We start from the raw sequence: 20,462 nt of genomic DNA, 5'->3' as shown, positions 1-20,462 counted from the left end.
CATCCAGAGAAATTGTTTCGATCGTCGAAATAATCCGGAGGCTGACCATGACCGATCGAACCCTGCCGCGTTGGCTGAAGCCCGCCAATCGCTTGATCGGGCTGCTTCATCGGGTCGGCCTACGCCCTGGCAAGGTCCACCTGCTGTCGATCCCGGGCCGCTCGACCGGCGAACTGCGCACTACACCCGTCGCGCCGCTGACCGTCAACGGCCACCTGTACGTCGTCAGTCCGGTACCGAAATCCGATTGGGTTCGCAACGCGTTGGCGGCCGGGTGGGGCCAGTTGCGGTCCGGACGGACGGTTCGTCGCGTAGTACTGGAAGCGGTCGAGGATGCCGGTGAGCGCGAGGCCGTGCTCAGAGCCTTTCCTACCGAGGTTCCCCAAGGCGTCTCGCTCTTCGTCCGGGTAGGCGCGGTGTCCGGCCCTTCGGTGGACGACTTCGCCGCGGCTGCTCCTCGTTGCGCCGTCTTCCGGGTCACATGACCCCCGCGTGACTTCGTTGTCAATTGGTCATCGGGGGTGACCGAAGTTGAGCGGAAAGTGTTGGGCGGATGTGCCGGGGGCGGGCTGGGAGGGCTGCTATGTTGCCTGGGCCGGTCCCGTCCGGGGAGGTCGCGAGCTTCCTCAGCAGGCCGTCGGGCGCAGCATGTGTGCGCTCTCATACCCGGTGTGCGCAAGGTGATCACGTCTGCGCAACGCGGCTGCGCGGAGCGTTGACACCCGACCGGCGCCGTGCCCAGAGTTGGGCCGTCAAGGGGGCATTCGTTGTCACAGCTCACGAGCTGATCGGAGAGTGAAAAGATGCGTGGTGGATGGAGCAAGACCCTCGCGGCAGTGGGTGCCGTGGGTCTTCTCGCGGTCAGTGCCTGCGGGAACAGCGATGACTCCGGTGGCGGGGGCAACACCGCGACCAAGGACGTGACCGTCTTCACCTGGTGGGCAGACGGTGGCGAGAAAGCCGGGCTCGACGGCCTGGTCTCGGTGTTCAAGAACGAGTGCAAGGACTTCAACTTCGTCAACTCGGCCGTCGCCGGTGGCGCGGGCTCGAACGCCAAGCAGGTGCTGGCCAACGACCTGCAGGCCAAGAAGCCGCCGTCGACGTTCCAGGCGCACGCCGGTGCCGAACTGGGCGACTACATCAAGAACGCCCAGGTCGACGACGTCAGCGACCTCTACAAGGAGTTCGGCCTGGACAAGGCTTTCCCGCAGAGCCTGCTGGACAACCTGACCGTCGACGGCAAGATCTACTCGGTGCCGGTCAACGTGCACCGCGCCAACGTCGTCTGGGCCAACCCGACGGTGCTGAAGAAGGCCAACCTCGACGCCACCAAGGCGCCGGCCTCGGTCGACGCCTGGATCGCCGACATGGAGAAGCTGAAGGCGGCCGGAGTGAAGGCCCCGCTGGCCACCTCCAAGGGCTTCGCCCAGGAGATGGTGATGGAGGCCATCCTGCTGGCCGAGCTCGGCCCGGAGAAGTTCAGCGGGCTGTGGAACGGCAAGACCGACATGGCCGGTGCCGACGTCACCGCCGCGCTGGAGAAGTACAAGAAGGTGCTGTCGTTCAGCAACGCCGACCGCGAGGCGGTCGACTGGCCGGACGCACTGCAGTACGTGAACAAGGGCCAGTCGGCGTACACGCTGATGGGTGACTGGGTCGCCGCACAGCAGCTGTCCGACAAGGTGCCGGACACCGCCTACACCTACTGGCCGGCTCCGGGCACCGCCGGGACCTTCCAGTTCCTGGCGGACTCGTTCACGCTGCCGACCGGCGCCCAGAACCCCGAGGGGTCGAAGTGCTGGCTGAAGGTCTCCGGCAGCGCCGAGGGCCAGAAGGCGTTCAACACCAAGAAGGGCTCGATCCCGGCCCGTTCGGACGCGGTCGCGACGGACTACCCGAAGTACCAGCAGGCCGCGATGGCCGACTGGAAGTCCAACAAGATCGTGCCGTCCTGTGCTCACGGCGCCGCCTGCACGCTCGGCCAGAACGACAGCATCCTGTCGGCGATCGGTCAGTTCAGCAGCGGTCAGGACGTGGCCACGCTGCAGAAGGCACTGGTCGCCGCGGCGAAGCCGAGCTGATCGGCCGGTGCCGTCCGAACCGAACCTGACGACTGATCTCGACCGGGAGTCCTGACGTATGCACGGAAGAATCCGCACCTGGGGGCCAGGGGCGCTGGTGCTCCTGCCCACGGTGCTGTTGCTCGGGTACTTCGTCTACGGGCTGATCGCGTGGACCTTCAACACCTCGTTGACGGACAAGCACACCGCCCGCCCGGTCCCGGCGAACCATGTCGGGTTCGAGAACTACGTCAACCTGTTCGGTGAGGACCGGTTCCTCAACTCGCTGAAGAACCTCGGCGTGCTCACGGTGGCATTCATCGTGGGCACGCTGATCTTCGGCCTGCTCTGGGCCCTGCTGCTGGAGAAGGGGGTCACCGGCGAAGGCATCTTCCGATCGGTGTTCCTGTTCCCGATGGCGATCTCGATGATCGCCTCCGGGGTCGTCTGGGGCTGGTTGCTGAATCCTTCGCAGGGCGACGACGCGCGCGGCCTGAACCGGCTGTTCGACATCGTCGGCCTGAACTTCCTGGAAAATGCCTGGTGGACCGCGGGAAACCGGTGGACGACGATGGCGTCCATCGCGCTGCCCGCGGTCTGGCAGCTGTCCGGCTACATCATGGCGCTGTTCCTGGCCGGCTTCCGGGGCATCCCGGGTGAGCTGCGCGAGGCGGCCCGGGTGGACGGCGCGAGTGAGTTCAAGCTCTACCGGCACGTGCTGTTCCCGCAACTGTCGCCGATCGCGCTGTCGGCGCTGATCATCCTCGGCCACATGTCGCTGAAGCTGTTCGACCTGATCTACGCGATCACCGGGCCGAACCAGTTCCGGACCGAAGTGCCGTCGGTCTACATGTGGAACACCTTGCTGCGCAGTGACATGGCCAAGGCGGCAGCGATCGCGATCGTGCTGCTCGCCGTCGTCGCGGTACTCGTCATTCCGTACGTCGCCTACACCGTCCGGCAGGAGAACGAAGAATGACCGTCGTCGACGAGGCGGCCGCCGCCACCGGCAAGGCGGCCGCGGCGATCAGCCAGAAGCCGCGCCGCAGTACCATCGCCGACGGCTCGACCCGGAAGAGCCGGACCGTCCGCTACATCCTGCTGCTGTTGTTCCTGCTGTTCATCCTGACGCCGGTGTACGTCGTGATCATCACCAGCTTCAAGACCTCCGCCGACACCACGGCCGCCGAGCAGTGGTCACTGCCCGAAACCTGGACGCTGGAGCCGTGGCGCAAGGCGTGGGAGGTCCTGCAGCCGTACATGGTCCGCTCGCTGTCCCTGGCGGTACCGGCCGCGATCATCGCGTCGCTGATCGGCTCGGCCAACGGCTTCGTGCTGGCCCGCTGGCGCTTCCCCGGCGCGAACCTGGTGTTCGCGTTCATCCTGTTCGGCATGTTCATCCCGTACCAGGCCGTGATGCTGCCGCTGCGGCAGACCTACCAGGAGCTGGACGTCACCCGGGGCATCCCGACACTGCTGATCACCCACGTCATCTACGGCATCCCGATCTGCACGCTGATCTTCCGCAACTACTACGCCACGGTGATCCCGACCGAGATCATCGAGTCGGCCCGGGTCGACGGCGCGGGCCTGATCCAGACCTACCTGCGGATCATCCTGCCGGTGTCGATCTCCGGGTTCGTGGTCACGCTGATCTGGCAGTTCACCTCGGTCTGGAACGACTTCCTGTTCGCGCTGTTCCTGACCCAGCAGAACAACGGGCCGGTCACGCTCGGCCTGGCGGCGTTGGCCGGTGGCCAGAAGGTCGACTACGCGGCGAGCATGGCCGGCGCGCTGATCACGTCGTTCCCGACCCTGCTCGTCTACATCCTGCTCGGCCGCTGGTTCATCGGCGGCCTGATGGCCGGCGCACTCAAGGGCTGACCCTGTACTGCGGCCCGGGTGATGGCCTGCGATTCGGGGTGGCCGGTACGGCGTACTGGATCGACGGCCCGTAGGCGTCCGGTGACGGCGTGTCGAGGGTGGTTGTCCACAGGACGCGCGCACCGCCCTGCGGCGCAGGGCCGGTCGGCGGTAATCTCGCCAGAGTGACCAAGTCACGAGGCCGGGACGGACGCGGCAGCCACTTACGGCTGGTCGGCTCCAGTCCGGGTCCGACCCCAGGGCAGCAGCCGGCGGGTGTCGTGGGGACGGACCTCGACACCACGCCGAGCGTCGCCGTGCTGGACACCTTGCAGGAGACGTTGCTGCTCGACCTGGCGGCGGCTCCACCGGCGCTGCATCCGGTCATCGCCGAGGCCTCCGTCGCGCGCTCGGCCGCGCTGCTCGCCGACCAGCTCTGGCCGGCCGGGCAGCCCGACGAGATCGGCGAGGTCGAGCGGTTCTTCTGGGCCGACGCGGCCCGGGTGCTGGGGGAGCGGCGTGACCCGGATTCCTTTGTCCTGTTGACGAGTCTGGCCCGCACGGTCGGCCCGGCCGGCCGGTTGCCGCTGCAACGCGCGCACCTGTCGCGTGGCCGGACGCAGTACGACGTACCGGACTGGGTGGCGCGGATCGCGAGTTTCCGGCTGACCAGCGCGATCGTGTCGGAGGACGTCACCGGCGACGGGTTGAGCGTGGTGCTCGACTACGACGACGAGCAACATCCGCACACGGTGGTCGTGTTCGTGGACAACAACCTGGGCGCGATCGCGAAGGACGTGTTCGTCGGGCCGCCGGTGGACCGGGTGGTCGAGGCGTACCAGCGCGGTGGGCGGGTGACTGTCCGGACGGTGCGGCCCGCGACTGCGGCGGGGATCATCCTGCAGGCGCTGGGGCAGACACATGACCACGACGACCCTCCGGTGACCGAGGACTTCGAGTTCTTCTCCGGGTTGTTGGTGAACCGGCTGACCCAACTCCCGGAGCGGCCCGTGCGACCGCCGGTGCGAGCTCAGCTGTCCGGGCGTCAGCGTGACCAGTTGGTCGACGAGTTCCTCGACTCGCCGTACGCCGTCGGGCTGCCCGACGACGCGTCGGACATCGCCCGGTTATGGATCGACCACGCGGTGGACCGGACGGTTGGCGGCCCGCTGAGGGTGAGCGCAGTACTGGTGGAGCTCTTCCTGTCGCACTGGCTGCCGCGCAAGGTGCTTGCCGATAGCACCTATTTCACCGCGGTGCCGTTGGTGATCAAGGCGTGGCTGGCGTTCGCGGGCGAGCGGACTGCGCTCGAGTTGGACGCGATCGAGGAAGCGGTCGACGCCGTCGACGTGTGGAAGCCCGCACTGGAAGCGGCAGCACTGTCCGAACCGATCGGCGCGAAGGCGGGCGAACGCGTCTTCCTCGACGACACCAGCGACGACCTGGAAGAGGCGTATCGCACGCTGGCCGGCCTGGGTTCACCCCCACGCCCCGACCTCCGCGGCCTGGACAAATCCCAAGCAGCCACCTTGTCCGTCCTAGCCCCCCACGCCTGGCTCCTGGCCGGCGAAACCCTAGGCACCGGCTACGCCGCCGAAGCCTTCGACATAGCCGACCGCTTGGTCCGCGAGGCTCCCGACCTCCTCACCAAAGCCCGCCTCTCCACCTGGCCAAGAGCCATCGTCTGGCTCCTAGCCCACCGCCACCGCCTAGTAGGCCCCGGCGAACCCCTAACCCCCCAATCCCTGGCCGCCGAACTCTCCTCCTCCCCACCCACCCTCAGAAAAACCACCAAACTCCTGACAGACACCCTGATCCTGCCCCGGTAGGAGCCAACGCAGGGCCGGACGAGCGAGATAGGTCAGTAAGACAAGAAAGAGAAGACAAAGAAGCAAAGAAACTAAGAGAAGACAGAGTTGGATGCTGCCTGGTGCGGGGATCTGTGCGCTCTACGTTCGCTGTGGAGCGATTCTGCGCGCAGGCGAAAGTGTCGGCGCCTTGGGATAGACCGTTGGTATGCCGTGGCAAGAGGGGGTTTCGATGGCAGCCAGCGGTCAGTACGCAGACCTTTATCTGAGGGTTTCCATCGACAAAGCGGGAAAGACAACCATCGAGCGGCAGGAGGCTGACTGCCGGGCGTGGGTGAGGAACAGCGGTTTGAAGCTGCGGCAGAGCCACGTCGATCGAGGCCGATCCGCCTATCGGCCCGGAGTAGAACGGCAGGGCTTCACGAACGCACTCGCAGCTGTCTCCTCGGGTGTTGTTGGAACGCTCGTGATCTGGAAGCTTGACCGTCTGTCTCGCCACGGAATGGGAGAGGTCGGACAGGTACTGGAGACGATCAGCGCGATGGGCGGCCGCCTTGTGTCAGTTCAGGACAACCTCGATACGTCGCTGGCCGCGGACCGTCAGGTGGTGGGCCTGCTCGCCGAACTGGCTCGCTCGGAATCCGAGAACCTCGGCTTGCGGATTCGGTCGGCGAAGGCTTTTCTTCGGGCCAGGGGACAGTGGATCGGCGGCGCGCCGCCGTACGGTCTGGTCAATCGGGACGGCCAGTTGTTTGTCGAACCGAAGACAGGTGCTGTTGTGCGTGAGATCGCGGACCGCCTGCTGGCGGGTGACTCGCTCGCGGTGGTCGCCCGCCGGCTGAACTCGACCGGCGTACCTGCACCGCGCGGTGGCCGATGGGGCATCGGAACGATCGCTCAGTTGATGCGTAGCCCGACCGTAGCGGGACTAATGCCCGAGACGATCAAGAAGGTGGACGGGCGGTACTCCGGCAAGGTGCGGCCGTGGCAGGACCCAAGCACCGGCGACGTCGTTTCGATCCTGGCACCTGGCGAGGAGCCACTGATCTCGCCGGCGGACCAGTTGCGCATCCTGGCGGCGTTCGAGCAACGGGCCACCGGCTCCAAGTTCGGACGGAGTCCGGGAACGGGGGAATCCGGGAGCCGATATCTGCTGACCGGATTTCTCCGCTGCGTCGGGTGCGGCGAACGGATGAGCAGACAGGGCAACTCCTATCGTTGTCAGACGGTCCGCCTTGGGCGTGAGTGTGCCGCTCCCGGCGGCGCCTACCTGCGGGCCCTGGACAACGCTGTTCAGCAGGCGTGGTTCGATCGGCTGACATCTGCCGACGATGGCGATCCGCTCCGAGAAGTGATCGCCGAGCGCCTGGCGTCCCGGCAAGATCCCGAAGGTTCGGCCAAACGCCGGTCGATCCTGTCCGCCCTGGAGTCCGTGCAGTCCGCCCTGTCTGTCCTGGACGCGGACTACTACGTTCGGCGGATCATTGACCGTGACCGCTATCTGCCCCTGAGTCACGCGTTGACTCGCCGACTGGATGACTTGCGCGAGAGTCTCGAGAGAGTCCCTGGAACGGAAATCGACCTGAGATCATTCCTGGATCCCACGTTGCTCCAGGAGCGGTGGTCGTCGGCGAGCATCGGCGAGCGGCGGGGCTTGCTGGATCTGGCTGTTCGGGAGGTCCGGGTCTGCCAGGGTAGTCGGGGACAGAGGTTCGACCCCAGCAGGCGTCTGGTCATCGTCTGGATGAGCGACCGGCCACTGGACACCTGATCGCTTCTTTGCGGCCATGAGGACAATGGTTGGGTGACTCCTGCAAGCTCTGCATCTGGTTCTCGTCGTCCTCTCGTCCGCGCGCCTGAGCTCCGCGGTCGGGGCTGGCTCAACACCGGTGGTCGGTCCTACTCGATCTCCGACTTCCGTGGCCGGGCCGTTTTGCTCGATTTTTGGACGTTTTGTTGTGTTAACTGTTTGCATGTTTTGGATGAGTTGCGGCCGTTGGAGGAGAAGTACGGGGATGCGTTGGTGATTGTGGGGGTGCATTCACCGAAGTTCGCGCATGAGGGGGAGGAGGCTGCGGTCAAGGCTGCGGTGGAGCGGTATGAGGTGGGGCATCCGGTGCTGGATGATCCTGAGTTGGTGACCTGGGAGAACTACACGGCGCGGGCCTGGCCGACGTTGGTGCTGGTGGATCCCAATGGGTACATCGTGGCGCAGTACTCCGGGGAAGGGCATGAGCATGCGCTGGATGCTCAGTTGGCGGAGTTGATCGCCGAGCACGAGAAGGCGGGGACGTTGACGCGGGGGAAGTCGCCGTACGTCGCGCCGGTGGCTGAGCCGACCGAGTTGCGGTTCCCGGCGAAGGTTGTTGCCTTGGGCGACGGGTTTCTGGTGGCCGATGCGGGGAACCACAGCGTCGTCCAACTGGCGGCTGACGCGACCACGGTGGTCAGGAGGTTCGGCACCAAGAAGCGCGGATTCAGCGATGGCGTCGGCGAGAGCGCAGAGTTCTCTGAGCCGAATGGATTGACCGTGCTGCCGCGCGAGGTTGCGGAGCAGGTCGGGTACGACGTGGTTGTCGCCGACACCGTCAACCACGCGCTTCGCGGGATCAACCTCGGGACCGGTGAGGTCAGCACGCTGGTCGGGACGGGTAAGCAGTGGATGGATGGCGCCGGGACCGGCGTACTGAGTTCGCCGTGGGATGTTGCCTGGTGGCAGGACAAGGTGTGGATCGCGATGGCCGGGGTTCACCAGTTGTGGACGTACGACCCGGTCAGCAAGGTCACCGAGGTTGCTGCGGGCACCACGAACGAAGGGCTGCGCGACGGCGCGCCTGAGCAGGCTTGGTTCGCCCAGACGTCGGGGCTCGCGGTCGACGGTGACCGGCTCTGGCTGGCCGACTCGGAGATCTCCGCGTTGCGCTGGCTCGACACCGAGGTGCACACCGCGATCGGGACTGGCCTGTTCGACTTCGGGCTGCGCGACGGCAAGGCGGAGGAGGCGCTGCTGCAGCACCCGCTCGGCGTGACGGTTCTGCCCGACGGTTCGATCGCGATCTCCGACACCTACAACGGCGCCGTACGCCGGTACGACCCGGCGAGCGGACTGGTCGAGACGATGGCGACCGGTCTCGCCGAGCCCAGTGGTGCTGTTGTCGTGGGCAACGATCTCCTGGTGGTCGAGTCCGCGGCGCACCGGCTCACCCGGGTACCACTCGGAGCTTCGGCCAAAGCGGACGAGTTCAGTACTCGTACTCAGCGGCCTCCGACGGAGATCGCGGCCGGCGAGGTCACCCTGGAGGTGGTGTTCCAGCCGCCGCCGGGGCAGAAGCTGGACGACCGGTACGGGCCGTCCACCCGGTTGCTGGTCTCGTCGACGCCTGACGGGCTGCTCAAGGAGGGTGCGGGTGACTCCACCGAGCTGACCAGGCGGCTGGTGATCGACGAGCGGGTGGGCGACGGGGTGCTGCACGTCGCAGTACAGGCGGCTTCTTGTGACGACTCGGCGGAGGTCGAGTTCCCGGCTTGTCACATGCACCGGCAGGACTGGGGCGTGCCGGTCCGGGTCGGCGTGGGAGGGTCCGACCGGCTCGAGCTGGTGCTGTCCGGGGCTTCTGTCGGCTGAGCCTCGATCAGGCGATACCTACTCCTTGATGTCGCGGTGGTGCTCCTCCACGACCCGGTACTCCTCCTCGACGGCGGGATCGATCGCGTCGGTCGGGACGCGACGGCGCCGGTTCGTGATGTAGAAGGAGAGCACGATCCCGGCGAGTCCGGCGAGCATGAAGATGTACCCGACCGCCGTCAGGTCGACGGCGTCCCAGGAGTCGCGGACGGCGAACGCGAGGATCGCGCCCACCACCATCAGGAAGATCCCCACACCGATGCTCATGCCGAGCCCTCCTCGCAGTCAACGGACACCTTCGACGCTACGCCCGCCCGCCCGGCGGAACAATGAACGACGCATGTCGAACAGAACCCGATAGCCGGACGGCCGGCGTACAACCCCCGTGGTACCCGTTGGTAAACGTGTCAGACCCCGTCAGCGGGTGGCCAGCGTCACGTCGCCGCTGACCGTGCTGGCATCGATGCTGTGTCCACCGTCCGGATCGTTGCCCAGCCGGTTGTCCACCTCGCCGCTGCGGGTGTCGGTGTGGACCTTGTAGTCACCCGACGGCGCGGTCACCTTGATATCGCTGCTGGTCCCCTTCGCCCGGACGTCGACCGCCTCGTCGAGCTCGAGCCGCAGGTCCCCCGACGTGATGTCCACCTGCACCGGGCCGCCCTTGAGCCCCTTGGCCTCGATGTCGCCGGAGCTCGCCTCGAGCTCCAGCTTGCCGGTCAGCCGGTCGATCTCGACGTCGCCCGAGGTCAGCTCGAGTTTCACGTCACCGGTGATGTCGGTCAGCGTGACCTCGCCGGAACGCGATTTGGCGTTGACGCCACTCGCACCGCTGATGGCCAGGTCGCCGCTGCCGTTCTGCCCGGTGACCTTGGTCCCGCGCGGCACGGTGACGACGAAGTCGGCCCGGCACTGCCAGCCGCAGTCGCCGTCGAGCGTCAGCGTCTCCCCGTCGACGTCGAACGCGTCACCGCGCTTGACCAGCCAGTACGATCGCTTCTCCTCGACGGTCGTCTTGTCGACGTCGGCCACCTTGATGGTCACGTCGGCGTTCGGCGAGTCCAGCCGGACGGTCGAGACCTTGTCGCTCACCTCGTGCTTGTCGCTGGAGTCCTTCTCGCCGAAGGTCCAGAACGCCATTCCGGCCCCCGCCACCAGCAGCAGCGCCCCTGCCTGCCCGATCGTCGCCATCGCCATCCACCTCTGCTCGTCCCCACCTGCTCGTCGCTCGACACTAGGCCGGTACGCCGGTACGCCGGATCAGGCAGAACCCCCGAAACCGCCCTGACGCCCACCTCAGGGACAGGTCACGTCAAGCTCAGGGAAAGGCCGGTCAGGACCGGTACTCACCCCGGCTGACGGCAGCGGGCAGGTCGTCGCCCAGAGCCCCGAAGAAGGTCCGGGCCCAGAGGTCGTCACCGTGCCAGTACGGGCCGTCGTCGCCAGGCAGCGACGCGGGCGCGCTCTTGTGCTTCAGCGCCTTCCTGCACTGGGCACACAGCGGCAGGGTCACCGTGTTGCCGTCGGACTCGACTCGTGTCGGCTGTCCGGAAGCCCTTCCGTGCAAGGGGTTGAAGGCACACAGCGGCTGTAGTACCTCGGGCTTGCGACCAGCCGCGAGAGCCCGCGCGATGTTGTACTCCCGTCGCCCCTTGTCCAACAGCACCATCGCACCGACCACGTCCACCAGATCGCGGGAAGCGTCCAGTACCCGGCCGGCCGCGTCGTGCGCGTCCAGTGCTAGCTGCTGATGACGCAAACCCTCGCCGGCCACCGTCGGCAGCGCGGCAAGGTCGGAGCCGAGCTGGGTCAGCTCAGCGGTCGTCTCCTTGGTCAGTCGCCGCCTCCGCTCGGCCGCAACCGTCGCCGCGACGTGCGGCGGGATGGTGAAGGCCTTCCGGTTGCCGGACCCATTGCCCCGCCGCCGCAGCCCGATGATCAGTCCGAGCAGCACCAGGATCGCCAGCGCGGCAACCACGACAGTGACGACGGAGAACCCATCGCTCTTGACGACGTCGCCGGGCCGGCGTGCTGGGTTCTGCGGCCTCTCCACCGGAGGCAGCGCCGGGCCGGCGAGCAGTTCGTACATCCGGGCGATCGTTTCGGTCGGCCCGGCGTCGTACCCGGTGTCCTTGAGGGCGTGGTCGCGCGCGTTGCGCACCAGCTCGTAGGACAGCTGGGGTACGTCCTTCGCCTCGGTCCAGGGGAACCGCTGGCCGCCGTCGACCACGACGTACAGGCCGGGCTTGCGGAGGGCGTCCATCACCAGCGTGAGGACGTTGCTCTCCTTGCCCTCGAACACGTCGCTGGGGGTCAGCGGCAGGACGATCGTGTAGACCGGGTACGGAAGCGCCTTGGCCTTCGTCCGGACGTCGGCCCGCAGCTTCTCCGGCAGGCCACTCGCGTACGCCGGGTCGACGTACAGCGGGTCCTTCGCCAGTGCGGTCGCGATTTCGCGGGCCCGCTCGGCCGGCGTCTGGGCGGCACTCGCGGGTACCGCCGCGATCGACAGCACCAGCGCAAGTACGAGGGTCAGCGCATATCTGGCCTTCACAGTCGTCCTCCACCACGTCGGGCGACCACGGCCGCCAGTAAAAGCACGCATCCGGCGACCAGAGGGCCGCCGAGCAACCCGAGCATGAATCCGCCGAACCCGTTGGCGAGCGCCTTGCCGACGGTGAAGGGCTCGCGCGTGTACGTCCGCTCGGGCCTGGGCGGGTGCGGTGTGGTCCGGGCCGCTGCGGGTTCGTAGCGGTCGTTCACCCGGACCGTGTTGAGGTAGCCCGACAGTTGCTGGTCCATCGATTCCTCCCGGCGGGCATAGGTGTAGGTGGGCCCGTCCGCCCGGACCAGATGTGTGGCTCCGGAGGTGGTGTCGCCGTCCATCACCAGGTAGATCCCGGGCTTGCCGTTGGCGTGCGCGAGCCAGCCGGCCAGCAGTTGGGCGTCGCCCTTCTCCTGGAACCAGTTACCGGAGGGAACCACCGCGACGAACACGGGCAGTTCGGTCGAGCGGATCCGGTCGCTCATCGCGTCCACCTGGTCCACGCCGGCCACCGAGGTGTACTGCGGGTCGACGTACACCGGCCGGTTCTTCCACGCGGCCACCGCCGCGGCGATCCGGGGATCGGTCGGGACGGCAGCGGCGGACGCGGCCGAAGGCACGGAGACCACCAGCGCGACAGCGGCCAGCAACAGCATCGTGAGGCGTCTCACCGGACACCCCTGTAGACCCGGGTGACCCGCTCGGCCAGGTCGTCCGAGAGCGCGCCGAAGCCGGTGGCGACCATCGGGCTCTCCTCGGGATCAAGAGTCCAGTACGGCACGAGGCCACCGCCGAACAGGCCGGTCTTCGCCTTGACCTGCAGCCCGTGCGGCGTCTTGCCACGCTGCACGGTCTCCGCACAGGTCTTGCAGGCCGGTACTTCGGTGTCGTCCGACCAGGCGGCGAGCTGCGTGCCGGACGGATGCGTCGGGTCGAAGAAGCAGGGTGGCTGCAGGTCGTTGCCGCTGGCCAGCTGAAAGGCCTGCCGGGCCAGCACGAAGGCTCCGGTGAGCGCCAGGAGGTCCGGCGCACGAGCGGTCCGGTCGCCGGCTGTGCCACCGGCCCGATCGTCGACGCCTTCACCGGTGCGCAAGGTCCGGGCGGCGGCCAGCCGGGCCGTTGCGTCGTCGCGGAGGTCGAGCTGTTCCGTGGTCAGGTTCCGCCGCTTCTCGAGCGACCGCAGGGCACGCCCGGCCTTGGGGATCCAGCGGTCCGCCTGGGTCCGGACCGGGGCGAGCCGGGGCTCGACGGAGGCCCGCGCTTTCGGGCTACCGGCCGCGCGACCGGGCCGCCGACGACGGAGTACCAGGGTGAGGACGACGACGAAACTGATCAGGCCGCCGGTCCCCATCCCGACGTACGCGGACAGGTCCTCCTTGTCCTGGGTCGAGGGCCCGGACCGGGTCCGCTCCGGGGTCAGGTCGCCGACCGGGATCTCGGGGAGCGGCCGGCCGTCGTACGCCGTACCGGCCTGCTGGATCGTGCGGACGATCTTCGGGGCGGGCCGGTCGTTGACGATCTTGTTGTCCAGCTTGTCGTCGAGCTGCACACGGGTCAGGTTGCGGCCCGCCAGCCCAGCGGGCCGGACCAACTTCGCCGTACCGGACCAGTAGCTGTCCGAGGCAGTCCAGACCAGGTACAGGCCGGGCTCTCCGACGCGTGCCTGGAGCAGCGTGGGCAGGTCCAGCCGCTCCTGCCGCGTGTACGGCGTCCGCGGGATCAGCGCGACGTACACCGGGAAGCCCGCCGAGCTCGCCGCCGATCGGATCCGGGTCAGCTCGGCCTGGGGGAAGCCCGGCCGCATCGCGGCATCGACGTACAGGCGATCGCTACGCCAGGCGGCGGCGATCTGGTCGGGCAACTCCGGCGGCGCGGCCTGGGCGGGCGTCAACGGCAGGAACGCCAGTACTGCGAGCAGGAAAGCCAAGCGGCGGCTGCGCGAGCTCTTGAGGAGGGCGGACATCGCGCTCAGCTTAAGTCCTACGGGCCATTCCACGTTCACACTGACGCGATCGTGGACCGCCTGGTTCCGCGGCGCCGCGGCCCTGGCTCGGACAGGGGAGACCAAGCCAGGGTCGCGGACCGCTCGAACGGAACTCTTCCGTGAACCGACCTGCCCCGGCAGGGCAGATCGGCGGGCAGATGGGGTCAGAAAGCGGACTCTGGCAGGTCCATCACGTCGAGGTCGGTCAGCTCGGCCTTGATCCGCTCGGCGCGGACGGTCGGCATCGTCGAGCGGACGAACCACTGCGCGGCGGCCAGCTTGCCGGTGTAGAAGTCCTGGTCGGCCGGGGACAGCTCGCCGCCCAGCTTCTCCAGTGCGACCTCGGCCTGCCGCAGCATCAGCCAGGAGCAGACCACGTCACCGAGCACGAACAGCAGCCGCGACGTGTTCAGGCCGACCTTGTAGATGTTGCGCGGGTCGCCGTTCTCCGCCTGCGGGTTGCTCGCCATCAGCGCCTGACCCATCACGCCGAGGATCTTCTGGGTGTCCTCCAGGCCCTTGGCGAGCAGTCCGCGCTCCTCCTTCAGCCGGCCGTTGCCGGCCTCGGAGGCGACGAACGCCTGGATCTGCTCGGACAGGTGACCGAGCGCCAGACCCTGGTCCTTGATGATCTTGCGGAAGAACAGGTCCTGGCCCTGGATCGCGGTGGTGCCTTCGTACAGGGTGTCGATCTTGGCGTCGCGGACATACTGCTCGATCGGGTAGTCCTGCAGGAAGCCGGAACCGCCGAAGGTCTGCAGCGACTCGGTGCCGAGCAGGGTCCAGGACTTCTCCGAGCCGTAGCCCTTCACCAGCGGCAGCAGCAGGTCGTTGACCCGCTCGGCCTCGGCGTCCTCGGTCCCGGCGTACCGGGCCTGCTCGGCGCGGTCCTGGTACGTCGCGGTGAACAGCACCAGCGCGCGCAGCGCCTCGGAGTACGCCTTCTGCGTGAGCAGCGAGCGGCGTACGTCCGGGTGGTGGGTGATCGTGACGCGGGGGGCGTCCTTGGCCGGGTTGGTCAGGTCGGGGCCCTGGACCCGCTCCTTGGCGTACTCCAGCGCGTTCAGGTAGCCGCTCGACAGGGTCGCGATCGCCTTGGTGCCGACCATCATCCGGGCGTACTCGATCACCTGGAACATCTGCGCGATGCCGTCGTGCACCTCGCCGAGCAGGTAACCCTTCGCCGGGGTGTTCTCACCGAAGGTGATCTCGCAGGTGGTGGAGACCTTGATGCCCATCTTCTTCTCGACACCGGTGACGAAGGCGCCGTTGCGCTCACCGGTCAGCTCGCCGGTCTCCACGTCGAAGTCGTACTTCGGCACGATGAAAAGGCTGAGCCCCTTGGTGCCCGGGCCGCCGACGCCCTCGATGCCCTGCGGGCGGGCCAGCACCAGGTGCACGATGTTCTCGGTCATGTCGTGCTCGCCCGAGGTGATGAAGCGCTTGACGCCCTCGATGTGCCAGCTGCCGTCGTCCTGCAGCGTGGCCTTGGTGCGCCCGGCGCCGACGTCGGAGCCGGCGTCCGGCTCGGTCAGCACCATGGTGGCGCCCCAGCCGCGCTCGATCATGTGCTGGGCGATCTTCTTGTCCCGGTCGGTGCCGTTCCGCCACAGCACGTGCGCGAAGTTCGGCCCGGCGGCGTAGATGTGCACGGCGGGGTTGGAGCCGAGCACCATCTCGGCCGCGGCCCAGCGCAGCGAGGGCGGGGTCGGCTGGCCACCGAGCTCCGGCGGCAGCTCGAGCTTGTACCACTCGGCGTCCATGTAGGCGTGATAGCTCTTCTTGAACGACTCCGGCATCCGCACCTCGTGGGTGGCCGGGTCGAACACCGGCGGGTTGCGGTCGGCGTCCTCGAAGGACTCGGCCAGCTCGTTCTTGGCCAGCCGGTCGATCTCCGCGAGCACCTCGCGGGCGGTGTCGACGTCCATCTCGGCGTACGGGCCCTGGCCCAGCACCTCGCCGCGGCCGAGCACCTCGAGCAGGTTGAACTCGATGTCGCGCAGATTCGACTTGTAGTGGCTCACAGGGGTTCCCCTACCTCTTGGTGCGGCCTCTGAACGCCGCTGTACTGACGAGTAACTTAAGTATATACCCGTCAGTAACGAACGCAAAGCGGATTCCCCTGTGAGCCAGGCCCTCCTACGGTTTGTAGATGGCGGTGCTGCCGTAGAGCTTGGTGGTGAAGGCGGAGATGTAGCTCGCGGTGTTGGTTTCGCCGAGGTTGTAGGTGAGGAAGACGCCGTAGCCCTCGTTGACCGTGCGCTGCGCGAAGCTCGCGGCCGTGGACGAACTGGTGGCGGTGTACGACACCGCGGCCGGGGAGAGCCTCGACTTGTCGCTCGGGCCGCGCGGGACGCTCCAGGTTCCGTAGTACGGGTTCCAGGCGTAGTTGAAGGTGTTGGCGATGCTCTGGCCGTTGTAGGTCAGGCGCTCCGCCGACGGGCCGATGTCGTAGAGCGTGATGAGCTTGGTCGGCAGCTTGCGGCGGAGCGCGGAGACCAGGTAGACGAACGAGCTGTCGTTCGGCTGACCCGTGCCGTTGACGCCGTACTCCGCGTACTCGTCGTCGAAGTCGATGCCGTCCAGCCCGTACTGCGTGACGGCGTCGGCGAGCTCCTGGGCAAAGGCCTCGGCCGCGGCCTGCGACGGGAAGTTGGCGAACCCCGCGCCCTGGTGGTTGCCGAGAATCGACAGGACGACCTTGATGCCCTTCTGCTGCAGCGGCCGGATCTGCGTCGCCGCGTTGTCCAGCACGCGCTGCACGTTCTCGTTGAAGTGCAGGTAGGCCTTCGTGCCGTCGTAGTTGATGTTGGCGGCGAAGATCACCGCGATGTCGAACACCTGCGCGCCGCCCTTGCTCAGGGTGTACTTGCCGGCGCTGAGCATGCTGTGGTCGTTCACCTCGATGTAGACCACCGAGAGCGGGCCGGACTTCGCCGCCGGGCGGCGCCGGCCGACGGCCGCTTCGGCGGGGAGCGCCGCGCCGGTCGCGACGGCGGCGGTCGTCGCCGCGAGGCCGGACAGTAGCGTTCTTCTGCTGACGAATGCTGGGCTCATCGATCAACTCCTGGTCGGGGGGCGGATGATCGCTATACCGGTTAAGCGGCTCTGCCCGCCTGCTGAAGCAGTTGCGAGCTGAACTAGATAAACCGGTATAGCGACCGATCTTCGACCGGGTGGAACGTTGTGTCAAGACGTCGGAGCGGACCGTGACGAGCCTCGGTCACGCAGAGCGTCAGCGCAGCGAGACGGTCTCCGTCTTGGCGTTCAGCGTGACCCGGACCTCGGCGTCCTGGCCGGCCGGCACGAGAACGGCGTTCTTCCGCGACGCGCTCCAGGCGCCGTCGCCGTACCGGTAGGACAGGTCGGCCTTCATCTGCGCGACCGCCCAGCCCTGTCCGTCCGGCAGTTTGATCGAGACGGGCAGCGGAGCCTTCGCATCAGGGACACCACCCTGTACGACGGTCTGCTTGCCGTCCGGCGAGCGCAGTACGGCGTAGACGCGGGTGGGGTCCTCGTCGAGGGCCTGCTCGCCGAGCAGGAGCCGCGAGCCGTTCGCCGTGACGCCGTAGCCGATCCACAAAGACATCGACGTGCCGTTCACGTGCGGATCGGTGACGGAGTCCAGCGCCTCCATGAGGTCGTCGTTGGCGGTCTTCGCCAGATCGTCGGCGCCGGCTGTCATCGGCCAGGTCGCGTAAACGGGTTCCGGCTGCTTCCAGAGCCGGTAGTCCGGGATCGCGGTCGGGACCGGCCGGTTGTCGCGAATCTCGAAGGCACGTCTCTCTGGCGTCGTGGCAGGCAGAGCGCTGACCCGCAGGCTGTCGAGGTTCACGTCCGCGGGAAGCCCGACGACGCTGACGCCGTCCTTGAACTTCAGTGGCTCGTACTTCCTGGTCGAGCCGCCGGCGGTGTAGATGCGTTCGGGGGAGAAGCCGAACTCGCCGCCGGTCGGGTCCATCACGACCAGCGCCTTCGTCTTCCCGCCGGTCACGAACGCCAGGTCGAGCCCGCTGCCGGGGGCGGGATAGCTGTCGGCGATCAGGGTCTGCTTCCCGGCCGCATCCTGGCCCACGTAGCCCACCAGGGTCTGGATCCCTTCGCCGTCGAGCTGGATGTTGTCGTGAGGGTGCAGGTAGGCCTGCTGGACGACGATCGCGGCCTTGCCGCCGGGGGTGTTGCCGGCCCACGCGACCTTCGCCTGGCCGCGCAGGTCGTTGAAGATCCCCCGGTCGGCGTTCTCGGAGGTCGCGTGGCTCTTGTTCCAGATCTGGACGACTTCGCGCAGGTAGGCGGAGTCCTTGGCCAGGTCGCCGCGGGTGGAGCCCTTCAGCAGGAAGCCGTAGGGGTCGGTGACGACGGACTTGGCCGGCTGGACCTGGTCGGAACGGCCGAGCAGCTCGGGCCCGACGATTCCGGCTCCGCCCAGGACGGCCAGGCTGAGGGTGGTCGCGGCCAGCGACACGAAGCGGCGCCGCCGGAGCCGTCGGGCCCCTCCGGTGCGGACCCGGTGGACCAGGTCGGCAGGGGCTTCGATCCCGTCGACGGTGGCGCCGAGGCGGTCCTTCAGTTCGGTGTCGGTCATCGCAGTCCCTCCAGGATCGCGGGTTCGGTGATCAGGCGGAGCTTGCCGAGCGCCCGCGAGGTCTGGCTCTTCACCGTGCCCAGTGAGCAGCCGAGGGCTTCGGCGGTCTGCGCCTCGGTGAGGTCCTCGTAGTACCGGAGGACGATCACGGCCCGCTGGCGGGGCGGCAGCTCCTGGAGCGCGGTCAGCAGCTGGTCGCGGGTGGCGACGCCCTCGGTGCCGTCGGGCTGCGCCTCCTCGTGGTGACCGGTGAGGGTGACCTCGGGTTTGCGGCTCCGGCGCCGCCAGCGGTTGGCGACCAGGTTGGTCAGGGTCTTGCGGGCATAGGGCTCGGGACTGCCGCGGATCCACCGCCAGCGGACGTAGACCCGCTCGAACACCTCCTGCACCAGGTCCTCGGCGGCTTGCCGGTCGCCGGTGAGCAGTACTGCGGTGCGTAACAGCCTCGTCGAGGCTCCCCGCACGAAATCGTCGAAATCATCACCCCGGGTGACCATTCGACCCCCTTTGCGCCTAGTTACCCGCTATGACACCGGCCTGGCGGGGAAGGTTGCTTTGAGACGGGCGCTCGCGCTGGAGGGAACTCATAGACCAAGATGGAGCTGTTCGCGGGAGGAAAGTTACGGGGGCACGGCGGAGAAGAGGAACGATGAGCACTGCACCCGGTACGGCGCCGGCCGACGTCCGGCGGACCCGCAGGTCGCTGGTGGCCGGCACGGTCGGCAACTTCGTCGAATGGTACGAGTTCGGCGCCTACGGCTTCTTCGCGACCGTGATCGCGGCGAACTTCTTCAGCAGCACCTCGACCAGTGACGCCGAGAGCCTGATCAAGACCTACGCCTCGTTCGCGCTGGCGTTCTTCTTCCGCCCGATCGGCGCCGCCGTGTTCGGCCGGCTGGGCGACCGGATCGGCCGGCGTCCGACGCTGATCCTGGTCCTGCTGCTGATGACCGTGTCCACCACGCTGATCGGCATCCTGCCGACGTACGCGACCGTCGGTGCGGCGGCGCCCTGGCTGCTGACCCTGGTCCGCGCGTTGCAGGGACTGTCGGCCGGTGGCGAGTTCGGTGGCGCGGTGTCGATCATGACCGAGTTCGCGCCCAGGTCGAAGCGCGGCCTGTACGGCGCCTGGCAGTCCTTCACCGTAGCGCTCGGCCTGCTCGCCGGCGCGGGGCTCGCGGCGACCCTCGCGACCGTACTGAGCAAGGAGGCGCTGACCGACTGGGGCTGGCGGATACCGTTCCTGCTCGCGCTGCCGCTCGGCCTGGTCGCGTTGTGGTTGCGGCTGAGACTGGACGAGACGCCGAACTTCGCCAAGGTCCAGCAGGAAGCGGCGCCACCGGCGGACAAGGCGGAGGTGGCCAAGGCGATCGCGCTCGGCATCGGCCGGTTGATGGGCTGGTCGGCCGCCGGATACACGTTCCTCGTCGTGATGCCGTCGTACCTGCAGGCGACGTTGAACGCGACCTTCCAGCAGGCGTTGGTGGCGACCGTCCTGGCCAACCTGGGCTTCGCCGTCTCGATCCTGCCGGCCGGCTGGCTGAGCGACCGGGTCGGGCGGCGCCCGGTGATGGTGGCCGGCGCGGCGCTGGTCGTCGTACTGGCTTTCCCCCTGATGAATCTCCTGCAGGACAAGGAAGGTTCGAACGCCGGCAAGGGGCTCGCGGTCTTCGCGGCCGGACTCGTCGTCGGGTTGATGGCCGGGCCAGGACCGGCCATGCTGGCGGAGATGTTCCCCACCAGAGCGCGCTACACCGGTCTCGGCCTGGCCTACTCGCTCTCGAACGCGGTCTTCTCCGGCTCGGCCGGCCTGATCATCACCGAACTGATCAAGCGGACCAAGAACGTCGACATCCCGGCGTACTACGTCGTCGTCACCTGCGCGGTCTCGGTCGTCGCCCTGCTGACCCTGAGAGGCGACGACCACAAGCGCGAGCTGCGGGACTAGAGTGCTCCGCCTCGGAGGTTCTTCGGTGCTTGCGGCGCCCAGGCACG

At 67.7% G+C, this 20,462-nt stretch carries 17 protein-coding genes; 8 read left to right on the top strand and 9 right to left on the bottom strand.

Annotated elements, in window-relative coordinates; genetic code table 11:
* The first annotated feature begins 47 nt into the window (after positions 1 to 47).
* From ACQPYM_RS40455 to ACQPYM_RS40425, 7 genes are all read left to right on the top strand, one after another.
* Positions 48 to 485, top strand: a complete 438-nt coding sequence (locus ACQPYM_RS40455; RefSeq protein WP_433012141.1) for a nitroreductase/quinone reductase family protein — start codon at positions 48 to 50, stop codon at positions 483 to 485.
* A 318-nt stretch (positions 486 to 803) separates the two neighbouring features.
* On the top strand, positions 804 to 2,081 hold the full coding sequence (locus tag ACQPYM_RS40450) for an ABC transporter substrate-binding protein (protein ID WP_433012138.1): 1,278 nt from the start codon (positions 804 to 806) through the stop codon (positions 2,079 to 2,081).
* A 58-nt stretch (positions 2,082 to 2,139) separates the two neighbouring features.
* Complete coding sequence (locus tag ACQPYM_RS40445) at positions 2,140 to 3,039, top strand: carbohydrate ABC transporter permease (RefSeq protein ID WP_433012134.1); 900 nt, start codon at positions 2,140 to 2,142, stop codon at positions 3,037 to 3,039.
* Positions 3,036 to 3,944: a carbohydrate ABC transporter permease gene (locus ACQPYM_RS40440; protein ID WP_433012132.1), complete on the top strand. Its 909-nt coding sequence runs from the start codon at positions 3,036 to 3,038 to the stop codon at positions 3,942 to 3,944. Before ACQPYM_RS40445 ends, ACQPYM_RS40440 begins: the two co-directional genes overlap by 4 nt.
* Before the next feature lie 164 nt (positions 3,945 to 4,108).
* Positions 4,109 to 5,752 carry a hypothetical protein gene (locus tag ACQPYM_RS40435; protein ID WP_433012129.1) on the top strand — a complete coding sequence of 548 codons (1,644 nt, stop codon included), beginning with the start codon at positions 4,109 to 4,111 and terminating at the stop codon, positions 5,750 to 5,752.
* A gap of 187 nt (positions 5,753 to 5,939) precedes the next feature.
* Entirely contained in the window at positions 5,940 to 7,502 is a 1,563-nt protein-coding gene (locus ACQPYM_RS40430) for a recombinase family protein (protein WP_433012126.1), read from the top strand.
* Positions 7,503 to 7,535: 33 nt separating this feature from the next.
* Positions 7,536 to 9,356 (top strand): NHL domain-containing thioredoxin family protein, encoded by a 1,821-nt coding sequence (locus tag ACQPYM_RS40425; protein WP_433012123.1) that lies wholly within the window; start codon positions 7,536 to 7,538, stop codon positions 9,354 to 9,356.
* A gap of 18 nt (positions 9,357 to 9,374) precedes the next feature.
* Here ACQPYM_RS40425 and ACQPYM_RS40420 read toward each other — a convergent pair whose 3' ends face one another.
* The 9 genes from ACQPYM_RS40420 to ACQPYM_RS40380 form a co-directional block, all read right to left on the bottom strand.
* Positions 9,375 to 9,623 (bottom strand): DUF6458 family protein, encoded by a 249-nt coding sequence (locus ACQPYM_RS40420; RefSeq protein WP_360287538.1) that lies wholly within the window; start codon positions 9,621 to 9,623, stop codon positions 9,375 to 9,377.
* A gap of 150 nt (positions 9,624 to 9,773) precedes the next feature.
* Positions 9,774 to 10,544, bottom strand: a complete 771-nt coding sequence (locus ACQPYM_RS40415; RefSeq protein WP_433012119.1) for a DUF4097 family beta strand repeat-containing protein — start codon at positions 10,542 to 10,544, stop codon at positions 9,774 to 9,776.
* 142 nt (positions 10,545 to 10,686) lie between these two features.
* A complete protein-coding gene (locus ACQPYM_RS40410; protein ID WP_433012116.1) occupies positions 10,687 to 11,907 on the bottom strand; it encodes a hypothetical protein in 1,221 nt (406 codons plus the stop codon).
* On the bottom strand, positions 11,904 to 12,569 hold the full coding sequence (locus ACQPYM_RS40405) for a hypothetical protein (protein WP_433012113.1): 666 nt from the start codon (positions 12,567 to 12,569) through the stop codon (positions 11,904 to 11,906). Before ACQPYM_RS40405 ends, ACQPYM_RS40410 begins: the two co-directional genes overlap by 4 nt.
* Positions 12,566 to 13,861, bottom strand: a complete 1,296-nt coding sequence (locus tag ACQPYM_RS40400) for a hypothetical protein (RefSeq protein WP_433012111.1) — start codon at positions 13,859 to 13,861, stop codon at positions 12,566 to 12,568. Before ACQPYM_RS40400 ends, ACQPYM_RS40405 begins: the two co-directional genes overlap by 4 nt.
* 185 nt (positions 13,862 to 14,046) lie before the next feature.
* Positions 14,047 to 15,906, bottom strand: a complete 1,860-nt coding sequence (locus ACQPYM_RS40395) for an acyl-CoA dehydrogenase (RefSeq protein ID WP_433012108.1) — start codon at positions 15,904 to 15,906, stop codon at positions 14,047 to 14,049.
* Positions 15,907 to 16,021: 115 nt separating this feature from the next.
* The gene (locus ACQPYM_RS40390) at positions 16,022 to 16,768 is read right to left on the bottom strand and encodes an endo-beta-N-acetylglucosaminidase H (protein ID WP_433023488.1); all 747 of its coding nucleotides are present in this window, start codon (positions 16,766 to 16,768) and stop codon (positions 16,022 to 16,024) included.
* 349 nt (positions 16,769 to 17,117) lie between these two features.
* Entirely contained in the window at positions 17,118 to 18,467 is a 1,350-nt protein-coding gene (locus ACQPYM_RS40385; protein ID WP_433012105.1) for a hypothetical protein, read from the bottom strand.
* Positions 18,464 to 18,964, bottom strand: coding sequence for a SigE family RNA polymerase sigma factor (locus ACQPYM_RS40380; RefSeq protein WP_433012102.1), 501 nt, complete (start codon positions 18,962 to 18,964; stop codon positions 18,464 to 18,466). The genes ACQPYM_RS40385 and ACQPYM_RS40380 overlap by 4 nt, the downstream gene beginning before the upstream one ends.
* Before the next feature lie 152 nt (positions 18,965 to 19,116).
* Between ACQPYM_RS40380 and ACQPYM_RS40375 the strand changes: the two genes are divergently transcribed.
* Complete coding sequence (locus tag ACQPYM_RS40375) at positions 19,117 to 20,415, top strand: MFS transporter (protein ID WP_433012099.1); 1,299 nt, start codon at positions 19,117 to 19,119, stop codon at positions 20,413 to 20,415.
* The last annotated feature ends 47 nt before the right edge of the window (positions 20,416 to 20,462 follow it).

It is taken from the genome of Kribbella sp. CA-294648 (genome assembly GCF_050943845.1).
GTDB lineage: Bacteria > Actinomycetota > Actinomycetes > Propionibacteriales > Kribbellaceae > Kribbella.
Note: the sequence above shows the minus strand (reverse complement) of the source record. Positions and strands in the feature narration are given on the sequence as shown.